Consider the following 24622-nt stretch of genomic DNA (forward strand, 5'->3'; position numbering starts at 1 on the left):
AAAAAGTAAAAGAAATTTTAACAGAAAATTAACGATTGAAAGAAAATGAATAGGAGATATGGGATAGAAAGTAAAAGAGGTAAGAGACAAAAAACTTTTTATCTCTTACCTCTTGGCTATTAATTTACCTATTAGAGCTTTAGTTATTAATTCTTTAGATTAGAGCTCAAGGGCTTGTTTAGGATTGCCGTTCATTAGAATTTCTACAGGATTTTCGAGAGCTTCTTTTACTGCTACTAAAAATCCTACTGATTCACGTCCGTCGATGATGCGGTGGTCGTAAGAAAGGGCGACGTACATCACAGGGGCGATTACTATTTGACCATTGCGCACGATAGGGCGATCGACGATGTTGTGCATACCTAAAATACCGGATTGTGGAGGATTGATAATAGGTGTAGACAACATAGAACCAAATACACCTCCATTGGTAATGGTAAAGGTACCTCCAGTCATCTCATCGACAGTGATTTGTCCGTCACGAGCGCGGGTTGCCAAACGTTTTACTTCTGCTTCTACACCTCTGAAAGAGAGGTTTTCGGCATTGCGAATTACGGGTACCATCAAACCTTTAGGTCCTGATACTGCTACAGAAATATCGCAGAAGTCGTAAGTAACTTTGTCTTGACCATCAATCATAGAATTGACATCGGGGAAGAGTTTAAGGGCGCGTACTACTGCCAAAGTGAAGAATGACATAAAGCCGAGCCCCACATTATGACGTTCTTTGAAAGCATCCTTATATTCATTGCGCAACTGGTAGATAGCTGTCATATCAACCTCGTTGAAAGTAGTGAGCATAGCGGTTTCGTTTTTAGCACTCACCAAACGTTCGGCTACTTTTCGGCGCAACATACTCATCTTAGCGCGGGTTTCACTGCGCACGCCACCAGTAGGTGTACCCATTGATGGTTTAGATGCTTTGAGCGCATCATTTTTAGTTATACGACCGTCTTTACCTGTACCTACTACTGTTGATGCAGGGATTTCGCGTTCGGCTAATATTTTACGAGCTGCAGGTGCGACCCGCACGGGGGGAGTAGGTTGCGCTGGGGAAGTGACTTGCACGGGAGAAGGGGCGGAAGCTGCTGGAGCTGCAGGAACCTCTTGTTTCACAGGTTGTGATGTTGAAGGGGCTGCTGATGAAGCAGCTGTTGGTGCTTTTGCTTCGGTATCGATCAAGCATACCACTTGTCCTACTTTTACAGCTTCACCTTCTTCAGCTTGCAATGTAATAATTCCGCTAGCTTCAGCAGGAAGTTCGAGGGTTGCCTTATCGGAATCTACTTCGGCAACCGCTTGGTCTTTAGTTACGTAATCCCCCGTTTTCACAAGCCAACGGGCTATTTCTACTTCGGTGATAGATTCCCCAGGTGAGGGGACTTTCATTTCTAGCATAGTTTTTTAGGTGTTAGGTGTTAGTTATTTCGTCGTTAAAAATTTTTTCAATTTTGCTAATAAGCCCTTTCGTTCTTGTTTATCATTTTGCAAGAGGGCTTCGAGTTCTTGTCGGTTGAGTGTTATAAGCATATAGTGACCATCGAGTTTTTTGATTTTGTTTTGAGGCAAACGCTCCAAAAAGGTTTTGTAATCAAGGCCATCAAGTACTTCATAAGCATTAGGGTCGTTTTCATCACCATTAATGACAACTAAACTGATACGCCATAGCTTTACGTCGTCTTGACCGAGGTTTACTTGCGTAAAATCTACAAAAGGTGGATATTTATAAGGCAAGACAGTAGGTACTCCTTGTGTAAGGGCATAAACTCCCATCACTTCCTCTTTGTCGTTACTAAAAAACTGTTGGCGTGCAATATATACATCGGGGTGTTCATATAGTTGTTTTTCTACGAGCTGACTAAATGCTTTTACTTTATCTTCGGCTTCTAATAGTTCGTTGATCATTTGCTTAGATAAACATATAGGGCGATAAACACTGAAAATATAAGCACCTTCTTCTTTATCGTCATAGCATCTGACACCAAAGCTAATATCGTGCCTATAATCGTACGTAATAGCATTGGGTTCATAGGTCTCACCCTCTTCATCAACTACATTAGTAGCCAAAGCTGTAGCTACTTTGCCAATGAATTCTATAGCTCCTAACCAATCATTTTCGGTGCTAGGGGTGAACACACGCACACCATAGTCTTGGGTTTCGGGGTCGTAAGAGACTTCAAAACCGCGACCGCTAATACCTTTTTGTCCCATTATCATACACCCCCATTCACTGATAGGGCTATGCATCACCTGAGCATAATGTTCGTCATCTTCATCAATATTGTACTGCATAAATCCCTCACGTTGGAGGTTAAGCAATTGCTGAGGGGACATTTCCTCAGGTGCTTGGGTGTTTTTAATGTAAAAAGTTCGACTCATCTTTTGCTAGGTGTTAGGTATCAGGTGTCAGGTGTTAGGGGTTAGGTGCTAATTTAAGAGATATATCATCTAAGAAAAATAGTTTCTTTGTCTTTAAGGTTTTGTTTTTTAGCTTTTTGCGGCTTGAGTTCAATATTGATTACTCCATTCTTAGCTGCGTCACCATATTTAGCTGCGGCTTTTGTTTCAAGTTTTTCTATCCTTTTAACTCTATGTCTATCTATATTTTCCAAAATCACCTTTTTTAATTTAGCATCAAAAAGGGGGACACTATCTAATATATAGAGTGGATGATAGATTTTTTCAGATTTCTTATCAAAAGCCTTCTTCTTTGAAGGCTTAAGAGTAATTACAATCACTCCTTCTTTGGCTAAATCACCATATTTATCAGTAGCTTCTGCACCTGTAAATACCTTTATACTTTTAATTTTTTCAGGGTCTAAAACATTTAAGGCAAGCTCTCTTAGTTGGGGCTCTACAAGAGGAATGCTATCTAATACAACCAAAGCAGCAATAGGCTTTCGCTGTGCTGATACAGTTCCGATGATAAATAAACACAAGAATGTAATAATTGTTTTCATATTAACAATTTTGAGGTGTTCAAAAAAATCTATTTGTGAGGGCGTTTACAAAACGCCCTTACACAACATACTCTAAAAATGATTGATTATCAAAGTAATCAACTTTAGCAAAGGTCGTAGGACGACGAGCAATTAAAAACTTTGGCAAAGGTCGTAGGACGACGAGCAATTGAAAACTTTGACAAAAGTTGTAGCGATGGGACAGGCGAATTGCCATTCACCCCTACGGGATAAATACTTCAGCTATGGCTTGGCTGTGACGTTTGCGGTCACGAGTATGGCTACCAGAGGCAGGGGCTGCATAAGCAGGTGTACCTACATAACGCCATTTTACCAAATCAAAATTCATTAGCATATAGCCATAAGCGCCCATATTTTTTGGTTCTTCCTGCGCCCAAACAAAATCGGTGGCGTGAGCATATTTGGCAATTACTGCTTTGAGTTGCTCTACAGGCAATGGAAACAACTGCTCAATACGTACCAAGGCTATATCGTCTCTACCTAACTTTTCACGCTCGGCATAGAGGTCGTAGTAATAACGACCTGAACAGAATACCACGCGTTTTACCTTTTCGGCTTTGGCGATAGGGTCGTCTAACACTTCTTGGAAATGACCTTTAGCCAAATCGTCGACGGTTGAAATCACTTGTGGGTGACGCAACAAACTCTTAGGAGTGAATACTACTAATGGCTTGCGGAAGTTTGTTTTCATTTGGCGACGCAAGAGGTGGAAGAAGTTAGCAGGGGTAGTACAATTGGTTACATACATATTATTTTCGGCACAGAGTTGCAAATAGCGTTCTATACGTGCTGAGGAGTGTTCAGCCCCTTGTCCTTCATAACCGTGAGGGAGTAATATCACTATACCGTCCTGAGTTTTCCATTTGCCTTCGCCGCAACAAACATACTGATCAAGCATTATTTGAGCGCCATTGGAGAAGTCGCCAAACTGCGCTTCCCAAATTGTGAGTGTTCGTGGGCTTGCCATTGCATAGCCATACTCATACCCCAAGACTCCATATTCAGACAACAATGAATTATAGATATGGAAAGTACCCGTAGCGAGTTGTTTAGCTTTAAGATCTTGCAAGAAGCATACTTCTTCTTCAGTATCTTCAGTTTTAATCACAGCGTGGCGATGTGAGAAAGTACCGCGTTGTACGTCTTCCCCAGTGATGCGCACATCGAAACCTTCGGTGAGGAGCGAACCATAGGCTAATAGTTCAGCCATTCCCCAATCGATATGGTTATTAGCATACGCCTCTTTACGATCAGCGATAATCTTTTTCACTTTATTAATAAAAGGTTTATCGGCAGGCAATTCGGTAAGGACAGCAGCTATTTCATCAAGTTTTTCTTTAGGGATAGAAGTATCTACCTTTTGTAGCATTTCCTGAGGTGAGGCGATTTCAAAGCCCTGCCATTCGGTTTGCATAAAAGGTTTTAATATCGTAAGTGGTTCTTTGCGTGAGGCTTCAAGACAAGTATCGAGATATGCTTTGTAAGCATTTTCTATTTCGGTAACATACGTTTGTTGGGTGATCCCCTCCCCTATTAGTTTTTGTGCATAGATATGGAAAGGATTGTCGTGTTTACTGATGGTTTTATACATTATTGGCTGAGAGAAACGCGGTTCGTCACCCTCGTTATGACCGTATTTACGATAGCCAAAAAGATTGATATACACATCTTTGCCAAAGGTTTGACGGTAATCGGTAGCTAAAATGAAAGCGTGTACAACAGCTTCGGCATCATCGGCATTGACGTGAAGCACAGGAGATTCGTTCATTTTTGCAATATCAGTGCAGTAGAGAGAAGAACGCGAATCGGAAAAATTAGCAGTAAAACCAACTTGGTTGTTCACTACGATATGAACAGTACCTCCATTAGTAAAGCCACGCAAGCCGCACATCTGTACCGTTTCGTATACTATACCCTGACCTGCAACAGCAGCATCACCGTGAATGAGTATGGGCAGGGCTTGACGGATATTTCCTTGACAATAACGATCTTGTTTAGCGCGGGTAATTCCTCCTACGAGAGCATTAACAGCTTCGAGGTGTGAGGGGTTAGGCACTAAGTTCATATCTACTGTTTTTCCAGTGCGAGTAGTGCGATTGATAGTAATACCCAAGTGGTATTTCACATCACCATCGAACCAATCGTCCATTTCGTAATCTTTACCGTCGAACTCAGAGAATATATCTTGTGGATTTTTGTGGAATATATTAGCTAATACATTTAGTCGACCACGGTGTGCCATACCAAGTACTACGTGTTTTACACCTTGTTCGGCAGCTGTTTCAATCATGAAGTCGAGCCCCGCTACAAGGCTATCATTTCCTTCTAATGAAAATCGTTTTTGACCTACATATTTAGTATGAAGGAAGTTCTCAAAAGAAGCAGCTTCGTTGAGTTTTTGAAGAATTTGAAGTTTTTCTTCTTTGGAAAACTGAGTAGTATTATGGTTTTGTTGTAGTCGTTTAATGAACCACTCACGCTCTTCGGTATTGCGAATGTGTTGAAACTCTACCCCTATAGATTTACAATAGGTAGCTTGGAGTTTTTCTACAATAATATTAAGAGGTGAAGGGGCTAAGCCTATTTCGCGAGCGGCATCGAAAGTAGTATTCAAATCGGCTGCTGTTAGTCCGTAGTTTTCGATAGCCAAAGTAGGTGTATAAGGCTCGCGAGGGCGTAGAGGGTTGATTTGTGCGAATAAGTGTCCGTTAGTGCGATAACCATTGATGAGGTTGAGCACAGCAAACTCTTTTTTGACCTTATCGAGAAGGGCAGGGTTCTCGCCATTTACTACTTGTTGTGCCATTACTGGTACGGCTTCTTCAACGGAAGTGCCATATTGCTCTTGGGCAAAATCAAAACCTTGGAAGAAAGCGCGCCAACTAGGTTCTACCGCATCGGGGTTTTCTAAATACTTATCGTATAAATCACCGAAAAAAGCCGTACTTGCGGCATTCAAGAAAGAATACTTATCCATAAAATAGCAATTGTTTCGTTTGTCTTTCGTTAATAATAGGCAAAGGTAGTATTTTGTTTTGAATTAACAAGGAGATTTGTATTAAAAAAAACAATATTTTTACAAATGGTTGATTTTCAATCATATTGAGAAACGAAATAAAAACACGAGTTATAAGCTCGCGCCAGCGGGGAGTTTGCATCAGCGAGAAAAACTCAGATAATCTTGGAGTGTCTCAAAGGAGGTAATACTGTTATTAGAAAAATCTATTGAATTTAATTACATTATTTGATAAAACTATTGTAATTTTGCAGCGTAGAATTAAAAAAATAACAACATTATGAAATTAAATACCTTAGGGCTTGATAAAGCCAAAGTAGAAAAAGAAATCGGCTTGCTAAATGTTTTGCTTGCCAACTATCAAACGTATTACCAAAACTTGCGCGGTGTACACTGGAACATCAAGGGAAAACGCTTCTTTGAACTTCACGTGAAATTTGAAGAGCTTTACACTACCGCACAAGAACAAGTAGACGAAATTGCTGAACGTATTCTCACCCTTGGAGGTGTACCTTTCCACACTCTCGAAAGCTATGTGAAACACACTTCTGTACCTGTAGGTGAAAATATTTTTGACGATGATAAAACTGTGCGTTTGGTAATCGATACTCTTAGTGCGCTATTGCCTTTGGAAAGAGAATTGTTGAACTTTTCTGACGAAATAGGCGATGAAGGTACCAACTCACTAATGAGCGACTTTATCTCTGGACAAGAGAAAACAATCTGGATGCTCAAAGCCTACCTTAATGAAGTGGTATAATCAATTGATTATTGATAATTGACAAAGTGCGGTGTTTCATATTGAACATCGCACTTTTTGTTTTGGAGGGAGGTGCGAGCCGCACGGGCAATGATGGGAGGTGGTGGGAATGGTGGGAGCGGTGGGAATGATGGGAGTGGTGGGAATGATGGGAGCTGTGGGAATGATGGGAGCGGTGGGAATGATGGGAGCGGTGGGAATGATGGGAGTGGTGGGAGCGGTGGGAACAGTGGGAGTGGTGGGAACAGTGGGAGTGGTGGGAGCGGTGGGAACAGTGGGAGTGGTGGGAACAGTGGAGTAAAAAATTGTTGTTAATTGAGAAATTATTATTACTTTTGCACAACCACTTAAAAAAGAATATAAAATGAGTGCATTGAGTGTGAACCACCTATTGGGTATCAAGTATATCACTGAAAAGGATATACAGTTAATTTTTGAGACTGCTGACCATTTTAAGGAGGTCATCAACCGTCCTATTAAAAAAGTGCCTTCACTGCGCGATATTACTATTGCTAATCTTTTCTTCGAAAATAGTACACGCACCCGCCTATCATTTGAATTGGCAGAAAAACGCCTCTCTGCTGATGTGATTAATTTTTCGGCTTCACAATCTTCAGTAACCAAAGGTGAAACCTTAGTAGATACCGTAAACAATATCCTCTCAATGAAAGTGGATATGATAGTAATGCGCCACCCTAACCCTGGTGCGGGAGTATTTCTATCACAACACGTAAAAGCATCGATTGTAAATGCTGGTGATGGGGCACACGAACACCCTACTCAGGCACTTTTAGACTCATATTCCATACGAGAACGCTTGGGCGAGGTTGCTGGCAAGAAAGTAGTGATTGTAGGCGATATATTGCACTCGCGTGTAGCACTCTCTAATATTTTTGCCCTCCATAAACAAGGTGCTGAAGTAATGGTGTGCGGGCCTCAAACACTCATTCCTAAATATATACACGAGTTAGATGTGAAAGTAGAAACTAACTTGCGCAAAGCACTGAATTGGTGCGATGTAGCTAATATGTTACGCATTCAAAACGAGCGTTTGGACATTAGTTATTTTCCTTCTACACGCGAATATGTACAACAATACGGACTTACTAAAGAAATATTGGATAGTCTTGACAAAGAAATAGTGATTATGCACCCAGGTCCTATCAACCGAGGGGTAGAAATCACCAGTGAAGTAGCTGATAGTGACCAATCGATTATCTTACAACAAGTAGAAAATGGGGTTGCCATACGAATGGCGGTAATTTATTTATTAGCTAACAAGTAAGAGGTAAGAGATAAGAGATAAGAAAAGCGCGATGTTCATCGCGCTTTTTATTTATCAGTTGTTATCTTTTTAGTCTGATGGTGATAAGGGCAAAAGCAAAAGTTGTAAAGAAAGAAAAAATTGCATAGACAAGGGCAGGTTTGGTCATATCGGTATTGCCTATAAGGGTACCTGCTACCAATATGGCTAAAGCGGTGTTTTGCAAACCTACTTCTATACTGATAGTTGTTGCTTGTACGCCTGAAAGTTTAAAGTTTTTTAAAGCAATAAAATAACTGAGTATCATTGCGCTGAGATGCATTAGTAGTGTAGCAGGCAAAAGACGAATTATTTCGTCTACCAAGATACCACTACCTCCTGATTGTTCATCACCAAAGAATTTGATAAAAAACACAATTCCTAATAATATTGTATTGATCACCTTTAAAGGGAGACGGATTTTAAGAGATATATTAGGGAAAAATCGGTTGAAAAATAAACCCAACAAAGCTGGAATAATAATAATTTTAGCTACTTCCCATACCATATTAAGGATAGGCAAGGAAACCTCAGTATGACCGCCCATAAAGGCTGCTACTGCCCAATTAGAAAGCAACGGAATGGTGAGTAGAATGAGCAGACTATTGATAGCGGTGAGCGCTACTGCCAAAGCGGTATCGGCTTTGATGAGATAACTGATAAAGTTAGAAGTAGTTCCGCCAGGACATATTGAGACGATGATAAGTCCTACTTTTTCGGCTGGAGTAAGATTAGCTAATTCAGCAATAATAAAAGCGCAGATAGGCAGGAAGACCATCTGCAAGAAAAGCCCCAAATATAGGGGCTTTGATTTTTTGAATATATTCTCGAAATCGGCAAAGCGGAGGGAGCTGCCTATCGCAAAAGTGATAAGCATCAATACTGCTGAAAGAAGATAATCTATAAACATCAGTAATTAAGTTTTTCTAATAAGTGTAAGTATAATTGGCTTTATGGCTACTGTTTTTCTTGTATTCCATTGATTTAGGGCTGTTGTCGCTATTCCATTGGTAATGGAAAGAGCGAGTGGCATTTTCTAAATCTTGGTAATCTGCGTGAGTGTTGTTGTACAAATTATTTGTATAAGCAACAACATTGTGAGCGACTGTTCTCAAAAGAGGGTCTCTGTAATAATCGCCATAGTAGTTGTTGTTTGTTGCTATTTCTATTTCAGCTAAATACTTAAATACATCACGCTGAAAGATATTAGGTTTGTTGTCGTATTGATAAGAACAAGTACCTTCAGTTGTGGCATCGGGAACATTACCAATATAGGTTATTTTTTTGAAAGAGGCAATAGTACCATCAGCATTAAGTGTATAGGTAAAGCGGTCATTTTCAGCTTTTCCTATTTCTTGTGAAATCATTTTTATTGTGTTGGCACTATAAGTATAAGCATAATTCGTTTTCTTAGAATTATATGTTATCGTTTTGGTGCTCACTTTCCCTTCTACATACTGATAGTTTATTTTTAGAACATTATCATTACGAGTGATTGATTGCAACACACCTCCGTTATAATCGAAGGTATAAGTATGATTTTTATTGCTTTGAGAGTTACTATTAACAGCTATAGAGGTAATTAGATTACCATTGTAGTTGATAGTGTAAGCTTCATCGGTAGTAGGAGTGCCGTTATCAACTATTTTTTTGGTAAAAGAGGTGATTTTATTACCACTATCAAGAGTATAGCTCTCAGTGGTTTTAACCATACCTATATTGCTTACTTCTTCTTTTACAATTGTTTTAGGGAAAGCACCGCCATAAGTAGTTTCATTGTTGTCATCTTTTTTACAAGAGAACAAACTAAGGGTCATTACTGCTAATAATACTGTTTTTTTCATTTTTAAATATTTTTAATGGCGACAAAGGTAGCAATAATTTTTCAATTAGCCAATTTGTCAATTAGCAAAATAATAAAAGGACTGCCAGAAATACTCTGGACAGTCCTTTTTATCTATGAACTCATTTAATTATTTTTTGAGATATAACCAGCCTACTTCAGATTGTTTATTATTATTCTGATCGTAGTATTCGATTACGTAATAGTAAGTACCTTGAGGTAGTTTATCGGAAGCTTCCACTGTTACACGACCATCGGAAATTCCTTTAAACACACGGGTTACGTTGTCATAACCACTCACCTCGAATACTTTCACACCCCAACGGTTGTAGATACGTACCACATTGTTTGGATAGTTTTCTATACCGCCAATATGGAAGTAGTCGTTTTTACCATCGCCATCTACAGACATACCGTTGTAAGGTACGATTTTATTGACTATATCTACCGTTACAGTAGCAGAGCTACATCCTGCGGAGTTACAGATTTCGTATACAAAGGTATCAGTTCCTACAAAACCTGTATGAGGTCTGTATTCTACCGTATTATCAGCATTTACAACTACTGTACCATTCGCTGGAGAAGTTACTACATTAGGAGTAGTTGCTCCGTTGAGGGTATCGTTCGCTAACACGGCAATATTTATAGGCGTATTCATAGCTGTAGAAGCTCTATCATCTACTGCTATTGGCAATGCGGTAGGAGTAACTGTTCCTACTACTGTTACTACCAAGGTTTGTGTACCTGTACAGTTGGTTGGGTTCAATACCTCACAATAGCTGTAAGTAATCGTGTAAGTACCTGCTGGGGTATTACCTGGAATGGTTACCTCGCCGGTGTTTGGATCAAGTGTTGGTTTCTTACCTGGTGTGTTTGGATTGGTAACCGTCAATGTTACATTACCTCCCACGCCTACTGTTGGCGTTACTGTACCGCCTATCTTATCATTGTTTAAGATATTTGGTATAGTTTGAGTTGCTGTACTTGGCGTTACTGTTAAGGTTTCTGGGGTTACCGTAATAGTCGGTGTGCCTACCTTAATTACCGCTGTTGCTGTTTGACAGTTACTGCTTAAGTTAAGTGTTTCACACTCTTTATAGGTAATCGTATAAGTACCTGCTGGGGTATTAGCTGGGATAGTTACTACTCCAGTGTTTGTATCTAAGGTTGGTACCTTGCCTCCGTTGATTGGAGTTGCTCCCGTTACATTGGTAATCGTTACTGTACCTCCTACTCCTGCTGTTGGTTTATTGCCTCCTAAACTATCGTTGTCAAGTACACTGATTGTAGTTTGAGTTGTTAAACCATCTGGTATTGTAAAGCTATCGTTTACTACGGTAAGGGTTGCTGCTCCTACCGTTACTACCAAGGTTTGTGTGCCTGTACAGTTGGTTGGGTTCAACACCTCACAATAACTATAAGTAATCGTGTAAGTACCTGCTGGAGTATTACCCGGAATGGTTACCTCGCCGGTATTTGGATCAAGCGTTGGTTTCTTACCTGGTGTGTTTGGATTGGTAACCGTTAATGTTACATTTCCTCCCACGCCTACTGTTGGCGTTACTGTACCGCCTATCTTATCATTGTTTAAGATATTTGGTATAGTTTGAGTAGCTGTACTTGGCGTTACCGTTAAGGTTTCTGGGGTTACCGTAATAGTCGGTGTGCCTACCTTAATTACCGCTGTTGCTGTTTGACAGTTACTGCTTAAGTTAAGTGTTTCACACTCTTTATAGGTAATCGTATAAATACCTGCTGGGGTATTAGCTGGGATTGTTACTACTCCAGTGTTTGGATCTAAGGTTGGTACCTTGCCTCCGTTGATTGGAGTTGCTCCCGTTACATTGGTAATCGTTACTGTACCTCCTGCTCCTGCCGTTGGTTTAGTACCTCCTAAACTATCATTGTCAAGTACACTGATTGTAGTTTGAGTTGTTAAACCATCTGGTACTGTAAAGCTATCGTTTTGTACAGTAAGAGTTGCAGCTCCTACCGTTACTACCAAGGTTTGTGTGCCTGTACAGTTGGTTGGGTTCAACACCTCACAATAACTATAAGTAATCGTATAAGTACCTGCTGGGGTATTACCTGGGATGGTTACCTCGCCGGTATTTGGATCAAGCGTTGGTTTCTTACCTGGTGTGTTTGGATTGGTAACTGTCAATGTTACATTACCTCCCACGCCTACTGTTGGCGTTACTGTACCGCCTATCTTATCATTGTTTAAGATATTTGGTATAGTTTGAGTAGCTGTACTTGGCGTTACTGTTAAGGTTTCTGGGGTTACCGTAATCGTTGGTGTGCCTACCTTAATCTCTGCTGTAGCTGTTCTACAGTTACTGCTTGGATTGAGTGTTTCACACTCTTTATAGGTAATCGTATAGATACCTGCTGGGGTATTAGCTGGGATTGTTACTACTCCAGTGTTTGGATCTAAGGTTGGTACCTTGCCTCCGTTGATTGGAGTTGCTCCCGTTACATTGGTAATCGTTACAGTACCTCCTGCTCCTGCCGTTGGTTTATTGCCTCCTAAACTATCATTGTCAAGTACACTGATTGTAGTTTGAGTTCTTAAACCATCTGGTACTGTAAAGCTGTCGTTTACTACGGTAAGGGTTGCTGCTCCTACCGTTACTACCAAGGTTTGTGTACCTGTACAGTTGGTTGGGTTCAACACCTCACAATAACTATAAGTAATTGTATAAGTACCTGCGGGAGTATTACCTGGGATGGTTACCTCGCCAGTGTTTGGATCAAGGGTAGGTTTCTTACCTGGTGTGTTCGGATTGGTAACCGTTAATGTTACATTTCCTCCCACGCCTACTGTTGGCGTTACTGTACCTCCTATCTTATCATTGTTTAAGATATTTGGTATAGTTTGAGTAGCTGTACTTGGCGTTACTGTTAAGGTTTCTGGGGTTACCGTAATCGTTGGTGTGCCTACCTTAATCTCTGCTGTAGCTGTTCTACAGTTACTGCTTGGATTGAGTGTTTCACACTCTTTATAGGTAATCGTATAGATACCTGCTGGGGTATTAGCTGGGATTGTTACTACTCCAGTGTTTGGATCTAAGGTTGGTACCTTGCCTCCGTTGATTGGAGTTGCTCCCGTTACATTGGTAATCGTTACAGTACCTCCTGCTCCTGCCGTTGGTTTAGTTCCTCCTAAACTATCATTGTCAAGTACACTGATTGTAGTTTGAGTTGTTAAACCATCTGGTACTGTAAAGCTGTCGTTTACTACGGTAAGGGTTGCTGCTCCTACCGTTACTACCAAGGTTTGTGTGCCTGTACAGTTGGTTGGGTTCAACACCTCACAATAACTATAAGTAATTGTATAAGTACCTGCGGGAGTATTACCTGGAATGGTTACCTCGCCGGTATTTGGATCAAGGGTAGGTTTCTTACCTGGTATGTTTGGATTGGTAACTGTTAATGTTACATTTCCTCCCACGCCTACTGTTGGCGTTACGGTACCGCCTATCTTATCATTGTTTAAGATATTTGGTATTGTTTGAGTTGCTGTACTTGGCGTTACTGTTAAGGTTTCTGGGGTTACCGTAATCGTTGGTGTGCCTACCTTAATTACCGCTGTTGCTGTTTGACAGTTACTGCTTAAGTTAAGTGTTTCACACTCTTTATAGGTAATCGTATAAGTACCCGCTGGGGTATTGGCTGGGATAGTTACTACTCCAGTGTTTGGATCTAAGGTTGGCACCTTACCTCTGTTGATTGGAGTTGCTCCCGTTACATTGGTAATAGTTACCGTACCTCCTGCTCCTGCCGTTGGTTTAGTACCTCCTAAACTATCATTGTCAAGTACACTGATTGTAGTTTGAGTTGTTAAACCATCTGGTACTGTAAAGCTATCGTTTTGTACAGTAAGAGTTGCAGCTCCTACCGTTACTACCAAGGTTTGTGTGCCTGTACAGTTGGTTGGGTTCAACACCTCACAATAACTATAAGTAATCGTATAAGTACCTGCTGGGGTATTACCTGGAATGGTTACCTCGCCGGTGTTTGGATCAAGCGTTGGCTTCTTACCTGGTGTGTTTGGATTGGTAACTGTCAATGTTACATTTCCTCCCACGCCTACTGTTGGCGTTACGGTACCGCCTATCTTATCGTTATTTAAGATATTTGGTATAGTTTGAGTTGCTGTACTTGGCGTTACTGTTAAGGTTTCTGGGGTTACCGTAATCGTCGGTGTGCCTACCTTAATCTCTGCTGTAGCTGTTCTACAGTTACTGCTTAAGTTAAGTGTTTCACACTCTTTATAGGTAATCGTATAAGTACCTGCTGGGGTATTGGCTGGGATAGTTACTACTCCAGTGTTTGTATCTAAGGTTGGTACCTTGCCTCCGTTAATTGGAGTTGCTCCCGTTACATTGGTAATCGTTACTGTACCTCCTACTCCTGCTGTTGGTTTAGTACCTCCTAAACTATCATTGTCAAGTACACTGATTGTAGTTTGAGTTGTTAAACCATCTGGTACTGTAAAGCTATCGTTTTGTACAGTAAGAGTTGCAGCTCCTACCGTTACTACCAAGGTTTGTGTACCTGTACAGTTGGTTGGGTTCAACACCTCACAATAACTGTAAGTAATCGTATAAGTACCTGCTGGGGTATTACCTGGGATGGTTACCTCGCCGGTGTTTCTATCTAATGTAGGTACTTTAGTTCCTATTGGGTTAGTAACTGTTAATGTTACATTACCTCCCACGCCTACTGTTGGCGTTACGGTACCGCCTATCTTATCATTGTTTAAGATATTTGGTATAGTTTGAGTAGCTGTACTTGGCGTTACTGTTAAGGTTTCTGGGGTTACCGTAATAGTCGGTGTGCCTACCTTAATCTCTGCTGTAGCTGTTTTACAGTTACTGCTTGGATTGAGTGTTTCACATTCTTTATAGGTAATCGTATAGATACCTGCTGGGGTATTGGCTGGGATTGTTACTTTACCATCGTTAGGATTCAAGACAGGAACATTACCACCGTTGATAGGAGTAGCAGGTACTACATTGGTAATCGTTACAGTACCTCCTGATCCTGCCGTTGGTTTAGTGCCTCCTAAACTATCATTGTCAAGTACACTGATTGTAGTTTGAGTTGTTAAACCATCTGGTACTGTAAAGCTATCGTTTTGTACAGTAAGGGTTGCTGCTCCTACCGTTACTACCAAGGTTTGTGTGCCTGTACAGTTGGTTGGGTTCAACACCTCACAATAACTGTAAGTAATCGTATAAGTACCTGCTGGGGTATTACCTGGGATGGTTACCTCGCCAGTGTTTGGATCAAGGGTAGGTTTCTTACCTGGTGTGTTCGGATTGGTAACCGTTAATGTTACATTTCCTCCCACGCCTACTGTTGGCGTTACTGTACCTCCTATCTTATCATTGTTTAAGATATTTGGTATAGTTTGAGTAGCTGTACTTGGCGTTACTGTTAAGGTTTCTGGGGTTACCGTAATCGTTGGTGTGCCTACCTTAATCTCTGCTGTAGCTGTTCTACAGTTACTGCTTGGATTGAGTGTTTCACACTCTTTATAGGTAATCGTATAGATACCTGCTGGGGTATTAGCTGGGATTGTTACTACTCCAGTGTTTGGATCTAAGGTTGGTACCTTGCCTCCGTTGATTGGAGTTGCTCCCGTTACATTGGTAATCGTTACAGTACCTCCTGCTCCTGCCGTTGGTTTAGTTCCTCCTAAACTATCATTGTCAAGTACACTGATTGTAGTTTGAGTTCTTAAACCATCTGGTACTGTAAAGCTGTCGTTTACTACGGTAAGGGTTGCTGCTCCTACCGTTACTACCAAGGTTTGTGTACCTGTACAGTTGGTTGGGTTCAACACCTCACAATAACTATAAGTAATTGTATAAGTACCTGCGGGAGTATTACCTGGAATGGTTACCTCGCCGGTATTTGGATCAAGGGTAGGTTTCTTACCTGGTATGTTTGGATTGGTAACTGTTAATGTTACATTTCCTCCCACGCCTACTGTTGGCGTTACGGTACCGCCTATCTTATCATTGTTTAAGATATTTGGTATTGTTTGAGTTGCTGTACTTGGCGTTACTGTTAAGGTTTCTGGGGTTACCGTAATCGTTGGTGTGCCTACCTTAATTACCGCTGTTGCTGTTTGACAGTTACTGCTTAAGTTAAGTGTTTCACACTCTTTATAGGTAATCGTATAAGTACCCGCTGGGGTATTGGCTGGGATTGTTACCTTACCATCGTTAGGATTCAAGATAGGAACATTACCTCCGTTGATTGGAGTTGCTCCCGTTACATTGGTAATAGTTACCGTACCTCCTGCTCCTGCCGTTGGTTTAGTACCTCCTAAACTATCATTGTCAAGTACACTGATTGTAGTTTGAGTTGTTAAACCATCTGGTACTGTAAAGCTATCGTTTTGTACAGTAAGAGTTGCTGCTCCTACCGTTACTACCAAGGTTTGTGTGCCTGTACAGTTGGTTGGGTTCAACACCTCACAATAACTATAAGTAATCGTGTAAGTACCTGCTGGGGTATTACCTGGGATGGTTACCTCGCCGGTGTTTGGATCAAGCGTTGGTTTCTTACCTGGTGTGTTTGGATTGGTAACTGTTAATGTTACATTTCCTCCCACGCCTACTGTTGGCGTTACGGTACCGCCTATCTTATCATTGTTTAAGATATTTGGTATTGTTTGAGTAGCTGTACTTGGCGTTACTGTTAAGGTTTCTGGGGTTACCGTAATAGTCGGTGTGCCTACCTTAATCTCTGCTGTAGCTGTTCTACAGTTACTGCTTAAGTTAAGTGTTTCACACTCTTTATAAGTAATCGTATAAGTGCCTGCTGGGGTATTGGCTGGGATTGTTACCTTACCATCGTTAGGATTCAAGATAGGAACATTACCTCCGTTGATTGGAGTTGCTCCCGTTACATTGGTAATAGTTACAGTACCTCCTGCTCCTGCTGTTGGTTTAGTGCCTCCTAAACTATCATTGTCAAGTACACTGATTGTAGTTTGAGTTCTTAAACCATCTGGTACTGTAAAGCTATCGTCTTTTACTACTAAAGGAGTTACTCCTAAGTGAATAGTTGAAGTACGAGTTTGTGTATTGCCAAAAGTGTCTTTGGCTACAAAAGTAACTGTAATAATACCGCCAGGTACTGTACAAAGGTCAGCAGGAGTATTATAGTCATTTGTAATAGTTGCTATTGCACCACAAGTATCGGTGGCGGTAGCCGTACCGAGCCAATTGCTGATAGCCGTAGTAGCCGTAGTTGAGTTGCACACTATATTCAGTGCTGCAGGAGCATTGAAAGTAGGGGCGGTAGTATCGTCCACAGTTAAGGTAACGGTTACAATACCGCTAGTACAACCAGTAGTGCTAAGAGCACGCACATAAGCCGTTTGGGTAGTGCGAGTAGTTATGTGAGTATTGATAACAGGTGCCGTAGTGCTTGAAACAGTAGCTGTAGGGGCAGTGTACCAAAGCAAGGTAGTACCCGTAGGAGCAGTTACATAGTTAGCAAACGATACTGTATTGTTAGTTGCTGTTGGACAAAGGGTTCTGTTACCAGTGAGTGTAGGTAGAGCTACAGCAGGCAATTTGGTAAGCGTTGCTTCTTGTGAAGTAGCTGTAACCACAATGCCTTGTGCAAACTGATAAGTATATACTACTCTGTATTTGTAATTAGTTGTTCCATCTATCGTTAAAGAGGCAGTTCCTCCACTTGTGATAGCCCCCGTAGAAGCAGGAATATCTGTCCAAGTTGCTCCATTACTACTTTGTTGCCATTTGTACTGAATATTACCTGTAGCATCTTTCAATTGAGCTTTAGAGGTAAAAGTAGCCATCTTATCAGCACAAATAGTTTGGCTTTGCGGTTGTGTAGTGATACTAATAGTCTCAGCGGGAGTGATAGAAGTAGGACAGAGTTCTACTAATACCCCTGAGGAGTCAGCACCATTAATATCTTCTACTATTAATTGAGTAAAAGGAGTATTAGAGGTTATGCGCACCGCCACATCGGTTATAATACGATCCTGTGAAGTGACTATTCCATTACTTAAAGCAGCTCCTGCTTGTCCCTTCCCTTCGGCACAATCGTACACTTTAGTAAAAGTAGGTATACCATTGTTAGTAGATAGTTTTACTTTATCATATCTTGTATTTGGACTACCCATTATCATTAGCCATACCTCTGCACTAGTTATTGGTTGACTAAAGGTATAAATTACTTTAGGGCTAAAACTAGGATTAGTATGTATAATAGTATAATTATGATAAGGAGTTCCACTACAGTAACCATTATTATCTGTACTGCCATATACTAAAGTAGTTGCTGAGGGTTTTGAATAGGTACGTGTTACTGTAACCCCATTCATCACTGCTGTTTGTTCGTTAGGAGAAGCGGTAGCAAACTGAGAAGCGGGCTTAGTAGTACATTTAGCAGTAGTTGCTAATATACCGCCACTTTTGTCGGTATAGTTTTGCTCACAAGCACCTAATTTTACTTTGGTAACATTGAGAATAGTTGTTTGGTTTACGGTGCGAGAAGGCAACGTATAGGTACCACTTGAGTTGAGCGTTACCACTTGTGTACCTGCACCATTGATATTGTAGGTTACTTGCGCATTAGGAGTACCTTTAATTGTAAATACTACTGAAGCACTTTCTCCTTGCTTGAACGCTGGAGGAGTTGCTATAATTTGAGTAACTTCGGGAGGAGTAAGTACATCTACCTTAGCTACAGTACTTGTAGCTACGCCACAAGAACCAGTTACTACCGCATAGTAATAAGTGGTGCCCGTAGCTGTAATAGAAGGTGTATAGGTCGCTGCATTAGCTCCCGTAATAAGAGATCCTCCCGTATTGTTATTCGTTGTATTAGAATACCATTGATAAGCAAGAGTGCCTTCACCCGTTGCCACTACATTGAGAGCCGTAGTTGTAGCATCTTTACAATAAGTTACTGAAGTTGCTGGCTGAGTAGTGATAGTAGTAACCGCTTGTTTAGTGTAAGTAAACTCATTAGAGTATACTGTAAGATTATCACATAAACCTACTATATCAGCTGTATATCTTACTCTAAAAGTAGCACCACTTGGAGTATTATTAGGATTTATAGAGAAAGTACGTGTCCAACCATTTCCATTATTGCTATATACTTGATTGTAATAGTTTTCCCAAGGAGAGGTAGGTGTTTTACGATATTCTAATTGGTAAGCAAAGAAATTACCACCTCCCAAATTTTTAATTTTATTACTATAATTGGGAGCAATAGTAGCCTGAGCACTTATAGTACTATTTGTATTACAAATACCATTAATATTATTGTAATTAGGAGTATTAATAGTAATGATATCCGAAGCGGTAAGTACTTGTACTCTTGCTACTGTACTGGTTACTGTACCACAAGTACCGGTAACTGCTACGTAGTAGTAAGTGCTACCCGCAGTTGTAGTAGGAGGTGTATAGGTAGCTGCATTAGCTCCCGTAATAAGAGTGCCTCCGGTATTGTTATTAGTTGTATTAGAATACCATTGATAACTAAGCGTTCCTTGCCCAGTAGCTGTTACACTAAGAGCCGTAGGTGTAGCATCTTTACAATAAGCTACTGAAGTTGCTGGTTGAGTTGTAATAGTAGTACTAGCGTTTACATTCAGTTTTACCTCATTAGAATATTTAGTGAGGGTACCACATAATTTTGCACTATTACTATAAGTATATTTTATCCTTACTGTAGCCTCATTGTAAGCTAATGCTTTTAAATCACTAGGCTGATAGGTAAGGTCATTAGTCACACTATTGTTAGTTGTAATTGTTTCCCAAGTAGTGCTACCTTTCTTTTTAGCTTGTAATTCATAGTTAAGCGTTCCTCCTGCATAGGTTGGAGTAATGGTAGCTTTAGCAAGGTAAGAAGGAGCATTTCCTGTATTATCACATACTGTTTGCTCTGTGAGAGCTGTATTTACTGTAATAATATTTGCTTTTTTTACTGAGGTAGGACACATCTCTACCAAATAGCCTTCCGCTTGTGCATCACTACTGTCCTCTATGGTTATTTCTGTAAAAGGTTTACTAGAAGTTACTTTATAAGCTATATCTGTTACCTTTGTAGGGTTACTTACTGAAATAAGACGACTGTTAGCACTTGGATTAGTTACATCTACAGAGCTTCCATTACATCTAAAAGCCTCTCTGAGAGTAATATTATCACAGTTCACACTAACTTTTGCTTTATCATAAGCGCTAATACCATTTCCACCTCCCATTCCTACAAACCAAAGTTCAGCTTCTGTTACAGGCTCTTCAAAAGTATAAGTAAGAGTTTTAATATTGTTGTTACTATTGAGTACCCAAGGTAAATCGCCACTATAGCTACTTTGGCAATAAATAGGACCTCTAGGCTCTCCTGCATTCGAAAAACTACCCTTGCCTGTATAAGAACGCGTTACCTTTACTCCTCCCATAGTGGCGGTTGCATTTTGTTCTCTTCCAAACTGAGCGTTAGGCATTGTATCACAACTTGCATCTGCAATAATAGATGCTAAACAAATTTCCACGAAGAAACCATAACCACCTGTTTGTCGTTGTTTTTCTATAACTTGTAACACAAGTTCTGTAAAAGGCTCTGTAGAAGTAATCCCTATTTTAGCATCCGTAGTCTTATGATCTATAGATGATATTTCATTACCAGAGACAGTAAGTAAATTATTCTCACCACAAGTAGAACGTGCGTGTAAAGTTGCCGTTCCTTTATTAGTTGTTATTTTAACCACATCTATATGAGGATAAGATTGCCATCCACCAGACTTACGTGTTCCACTATAACCAAAGGCTGCTAAAAAAACTTCAACATCTATTACGGGCTTACTAAACTTATAGGTAATTTTGCTTACCTTGTTAGAGTCCATAAAAGGATATTTCTTGCCACCAAAAGTATTCTTACGAGATTTACCACAATAGGTTTCGTCACTTTGTGTGTCTCCGGGAATAGTTTCCTGATTAGAATACATAATCTTATCGCCGGCACTACCGCGTACCTCCAATATGCGAGTTACTGTAATACCTCTAACAACAGCGGTTTCTTCTACTCTTTTTTCAGTAGGCGTACCCACTCTTGTATAAGCAACAGGCTCAGGCATAGAATTACAAGACTGCACTTGTGCTTCTACCCCCTCAAAAGAGATTAAGAAAAATATTATAACTAATAGTTTTTTAGTGATATTTTTCATTATTGTTTTGTAAAAATACATTATTAGTAATTATTTGGGCGCAAAATTACTCAACTATTTTTACACTTACACACAAAAAAAACTATTTAACAAGAGTTTAACACATTTTATTAGATTATAAAAGAAAGTCAAAAAAGAGTTATGTTAATTTTATCTATCTGACATACAAGAAACCTTTTTGGGTTTGTTGTTCTCCATTTTTATAATAGGTAACAACATAAAAATAAGTTCCTGCAAGAGTTTTACTCTTGTTTACATTCTGCACATTGGGATAGCCTCTAAATACTTCGCCATTTTTGCCATAATTACTATTCTCATATACTTTGAGTCCCATTTCATCGAAGATGAGCACCGAGATAGGGCGATCTTCATCAGCATTTTCTATTTTAAAATAGTTCTCGGGGTTAGAGATTGAGACACCGTTATATATAATAGGTGATGGCGTGGACGAGTCGGACGGGGCTGACGGGTCGGGGGTAGGGTTGGGTTGTGGTTGAGGGTTGGGTTGTGGTTGAGGGTTGGGTTGTGGTTGAGGGTTGGGTTGTGGTTGAGGGTTGGGTTGTGGTTGAGGGTTGGGTTGTGGTTGAGGGTTGGGTTGTGGTTGAGGGTTGGGTTGTGGTTGAGGGTTGGGTTGTGGTTGAGGGTTGGGTTGTGGTTGAGGGTTGGGCTGTGGTTGAGGGTTAGGTTGTGGCTGTGGTTGTGGTTGGGGTTGTGGTTGGGGTTGTGGCTGTGGTTGAGGTTGTGGCTGTGGTTGAGGGTTAGGTTGAGGTTGTGGTTGTGGCTGTGGTTGTGGTTGTGGTTGTGGCTGTGGTTGTGGTTGCGGATTTTGAGCATTAGGATCCACAGTGATTACTTGTTCATAACGGTTTTCGTTATGAGCGCTATCTTCTACGAACCACACGTAGCGTGTTATTTTTTTACCGTCTTTTTCTTCATTGCTTTGGCTAGATACTACTTGTAAAGTTCCATCGCAGTTATCAGTAGCTGTGAGGTTTTCTCTTACAGGTACATCGGCTTCGCTCTTTACGGTCATACTTGGAGGATAAGACGAGAGCACTGGTTTTTGAGTGTCTTTAAGGAAAATTTGTTGGGTATGGCGGATAGGCAAAGCCCCCTCGGCATAGGCTATCCAAGAGCGAGTGAGTTTGTAAGCTTTTTTATCTCCTTCAGTCATTTCTTCTTCATAATCTATACGAATGTTTTCAGCTCCCTCTGCTTTTACTTCAGCTTTGGCAGGGATATCGCCTCGACATTGTACGTGTTTATCCTCAGGAAGAGGGGCTACAAAACGCAAGGTTTTAGTAGGCGCTTCTTTTTCGTAATAGATAAATTGCTGTGCTGTAGCAGAATAGTCGCATTTATCTGTTGCTACCCATTTGCGCAATAAATAGGTAGTATGGTCTTCTTCTGAAAAAGTTACCTCAGCTTTTTTATTAGCAGGACAATGATGAGATTCGGCGGTAACATTAGGTTTTTCGGGAATAGCATTCTTTTTAACAGTTATCACAGGCTCAGGTAAATTCTTAAAGGTAATATCAGGACTGTGCATATCCAAATAGGCAGGGGTATCACTACTCACAGCATAAGCGATATGGTTGAGTACTTCTATTTTGAAAAGTCCTTCTACAAAAAGAGTACCTCCATTCCAACCTCTAGCTTGTGTAGGAAAAATAACAGTAGCTTTGCCATTGTTAGGAATTCCATCTGCCAACACATATTTATAACTCTTTCCATAATCGTCTGAAAAGAGAATGCGTACCTTACTATCTTCACCAAAGATATTTTTATCAACTTGCCAATTGATAGTTACTTCTTTACCTCGTTTAAAATATCTACTACTTTTGCTTATGGTGGTTATCCTAAAAGGCGTACCTCCTACTATATTTACTTTGGTTTCATACACATCATAAAGAGGCACGTGGGGTTTGCCATTTTTATAAGCTCCTACTTTGCCATCACATACGCCCAACCAAAAAGTAAATTCTCCTGTTTCTCCGGGCTTCGTAAATTTATAATCTACAGCTTTCCATTCATTGCTTTTGTTCTTTTTATAAGGCTGATAGAACTCTATATGATTGCTCTCAGTAGGACGATTAGAAGGGAAACGAGCTTTGCCAAATATCTTAAAGTCAGCTTGATGTGCCATATAGAGAAGTGGGTCGCCATCGGGGTCAGTTGCTTCTATATTGAATTGAAAGTAAGTATTTTTGGGTAGTTTGTATTCCTTCTTTAATGTAGAACGCTGGATCACAGGGGCACGATTAGTAGAAACTTCACCGTAAGGGATATTATCTTGTGGTAAGCCTACCAACTGTGTACGGGCTTTATCGCTGTAATAGGCATCGTGCAAATTGGTACGGTTGCGAATGGTGTATATAGAAGGAAGTGAGAAATATGTGCCATAAGGGTCGTTGATATAGCTCATAATAGAGTTTCCTCTATCGGGTTCGGTGAAAGAAGATGCGGTCGCTCCTCCTATGGTAAAGGTGTGTGCAGAGCCTAATAAGTGTCCTAATTCGTGAAGGATGATATAAAACTCGTGATTGGCGATACAGCCTCCTTTTAGTTTTCCTGTAATTTCACCCAAATGCGCCAATCCGCGATTATCACGGTATATAGAAAAGACAATACCTGCATCGTAATTCTCTTCGCCTATAAGGTTATTAAAATCTGAAGTCGCTCTATTCAATGCCTCTCTCACCACAGGGTTATCGTATATTTCTTTATCTTTAGTAGTGATGATAAGGCGAGGGTCGTTCACCAAAGTAAATTGACAGCCAATCTCTCTACCGCATACTTCGTTGAGCCCTGCCTCTACTTTTGTCATAAATTCTTTTACCTTATTTATATCACTATAACAATATTTTTTGTAGAAACTATAATCGATGAGCATAGCCAAACGATAGGTTCTGAGTACATTGGTATTGTAAAGCACTTTTTTATCTTCAGACGGAAGTGCCTCTTCGTGCAGTATGGCGCCACGTGCAGTCATCACATTAGCAGGCGGGAGTTGCATAGGTAGTCTTTGGGAAGTGGGCGTTGTAGCTTGAGAGCATTGTCCATCGGCGCAAGTGCCACAAGTGAAGTGTTCTTTATCGGTAGTAACTTTGATCATTCCATTTTCAGTGTTGATGAAATAAGAATGACCTTCGTGCCATACTTCACCTGATAGGGTAGTTTTATTCATTGAGAGCATTCCTGCAAAATTGCCATTGTGATAGGCAACGAAAGTGCGGAATCCTTCTTGGGCAAGGCTGTTGGGACGTGCTTGCCAGTTGAGCGATATAGATTTTCCTTTGATAGGAACATTCCATTGTATTGAGGCATTTGTACCGAAAAGGCGTATGACCTCTGTAGCTTTTTGTTGTGCGTTGGTTACTGCTGTTAGTAAGAAGCAGAGTAGTAAGAGTTTTGATATTTTCATTTGTTGTTAGTGTTTAGTGTTATAGCCCCCGTTCCCCCGAAGGGGGACAAGCCGCAAAAGTG

Annotated in this window: 11 protein-coding genes; 3 read left to right on the top strand and 8 right to left on the bottom strand. The window is 40.5% G+C overall.

Annotated elements, in window-relative coordinates:
• Nucleotides 1–159: 159 nt before the first annotated feature.
• The 4 genes from odhB to CGC57_RS03750 all read right to left on the bottom strand — a co-directional run bounded on the left by odhB (nucleotide 160) and on the right by CGC57_RS03750 (nucleotide 5958).
• Nucleotides 160–1398, bottom strand: a complete 1239-nt coding sequence (gene odhB / locus CGC57_RS03735; RefSeq protein WP_002680494.1) for a 2-oxoglutarate dehydrogenase complex dihydrolipoyllysine-residue succinyltransferase — start codon at nucleotides 1396–1398, stop codon at nucleotides 160–162.
• 24 nt (nucleotides 1399–1422) lie between these two features.
• Nucleotides 1423–2379: a DUF4299 family protein gene (locus CGC57_RS03740; protein WP_002680517.1), complete on the bottom strand. Its 957-nt coding sequence runs from the start codon at nucleotides 2377–2379 to the stop codon at nucleotides 1423–1425.
• 65 nt (nucleotides 2380–2444) lie between these two features.
• Nucleotides 2445–2960 (bottom strand): hypothetical protein, encoded by a 516-nt coding sequence (locus CGC57_RS03745; protein ID WP_095898015.1) that lies wholly within the window; start codon nucleotides 2958–2960, stop codon nucleotides 2445–2447.
• Between the two features lie 223 nt (nucleotides 2961–3183).
• Nucleotides 3184–5958 carry a 2-oxoglutarate dehydrogenase E1 component gene (locus CGC57_RS03750; protein ID WP_095898016.1) on the bottom strand — a complete coding sequence of 925 codons (2775 nt, stop codon included), beginning with the start codon at nucleotides 5956–5958 and terminating at the stop codon, nucleotides 3184–3186.
• 319 nt (nucleotides 5959–6277) lie between these two features.
• Between CGC57_RS03750 and CGC57_RS03760 the strand changes: the two genes are divergently transcribed.
• The 3 genes from CGC57_RS03760 (at nucleotide 6278) to CGC57_RS03770 (ending at nucleotide 8042) form a co-directional block, all read left to right on the top strand.
• Nucleotides 6278–6757 (top strand): Dps family protein, encoded by a 480-nt coding sequence (locus tag CGC57_RS03760; protein ID WP_002680493.1) that lies wholly within the window; start codon nucleotides 6278–6280, stop codon nucleotides 6755–6757.
• Between the two features lie 109 nt (nucleotides 6758–6866).
• Nucleotides 6867–7058, top strand: coding sequence for a hypothetical protein (locus CGC57_RS03765; protein WP_198537261.1), 192 nt, complete (start codon nucleotides 6867–6869; stop codon nucleotides 7056–7058).
• A 63-nt stretch (nucleotides 7059–7121) separates the two neighbouring features.
• Nucleotides 7122–8042, top strand: a complete 921-nt coding sequence (locus CGC57_RS03770) for an aspartate carbamoyltransferase catalytic subunit (RefSeq protein ID WP_095898019.1) — start codon at nucleotides 7122–7124, stop codon at nucleotides 8040–8042.
• A gap of 61 nt (nucleotides 8043–8103) precedes the next feature.
• On the opposite strand, the gene CGC57_RS03775 is transcribed toward CGC57_RS03770, so the two are convergent.
• The 4 genes from CGC57_RS03775 to CGC57_RS03790 form a co-directional block, all read right to left on the bottom strand.
• Nucleotides 8104–8970 carry a bile acid:sodium symporter family protein gene (locus tag CGC57_RS03775; protein ID WP_095898020.1) on the bottom strand — a complete coding sequence of 289 codons (867 nt, stop codon included), beginning with the start codon at nucleotides 8968–8970 and terminating at the stop codon, nucleotides 8104–8106.
• Nucleotides 8971–8986: 16 nt separating this feature from the next.
• On the bottom strand, nucleotides 8987–9904 hold the full coding sequence (locus tag CGC57_RS03780; RefSeq protein WP_095898021.1) for a hypothetical protein: 918 nt from the start codon (nucleotides 9902–9904) through the stop codon (nucleotides 8987–8989).
• Between the two features lie 129 nt (nucleotides 9905–10033).
• On the bottom strand, nucleotides 10034–21136 hold the full coding sequence (locus tag CGC57_RS03785; protein ID WP_157909304.1) for a T9SS type B sorting domain-containing protein: 11103 nt from the start codon (nucleotides 21134–21136) through the stop codon (nucleotides 10034–10036).
• Between the two features lie 154 nt (nucleotides 21137–21290).
• A complete protein-coding gene (locus CGC57_RS03790) occupies nucleotides 21291–24560 on the bottom strand; it encodes a M12 family metallo-peptidase (RefSeq protein WP_095898023.1) in 3270 nt (1089 codons plus the stop codon).
• Nucleotides 24561–24622 lie beyond the last annotated feature (62 nt).

This window comes from Capnocytophaga sputigena (assembly GCF_002302495.1).
GTDB classification, from domain to species: Bacteria; Bacteroidota; Bacteroidia; order Flavobacteriales; family Flavobacteriaceae; genus Capnocytophaga; species Capnocytophaga sputigena.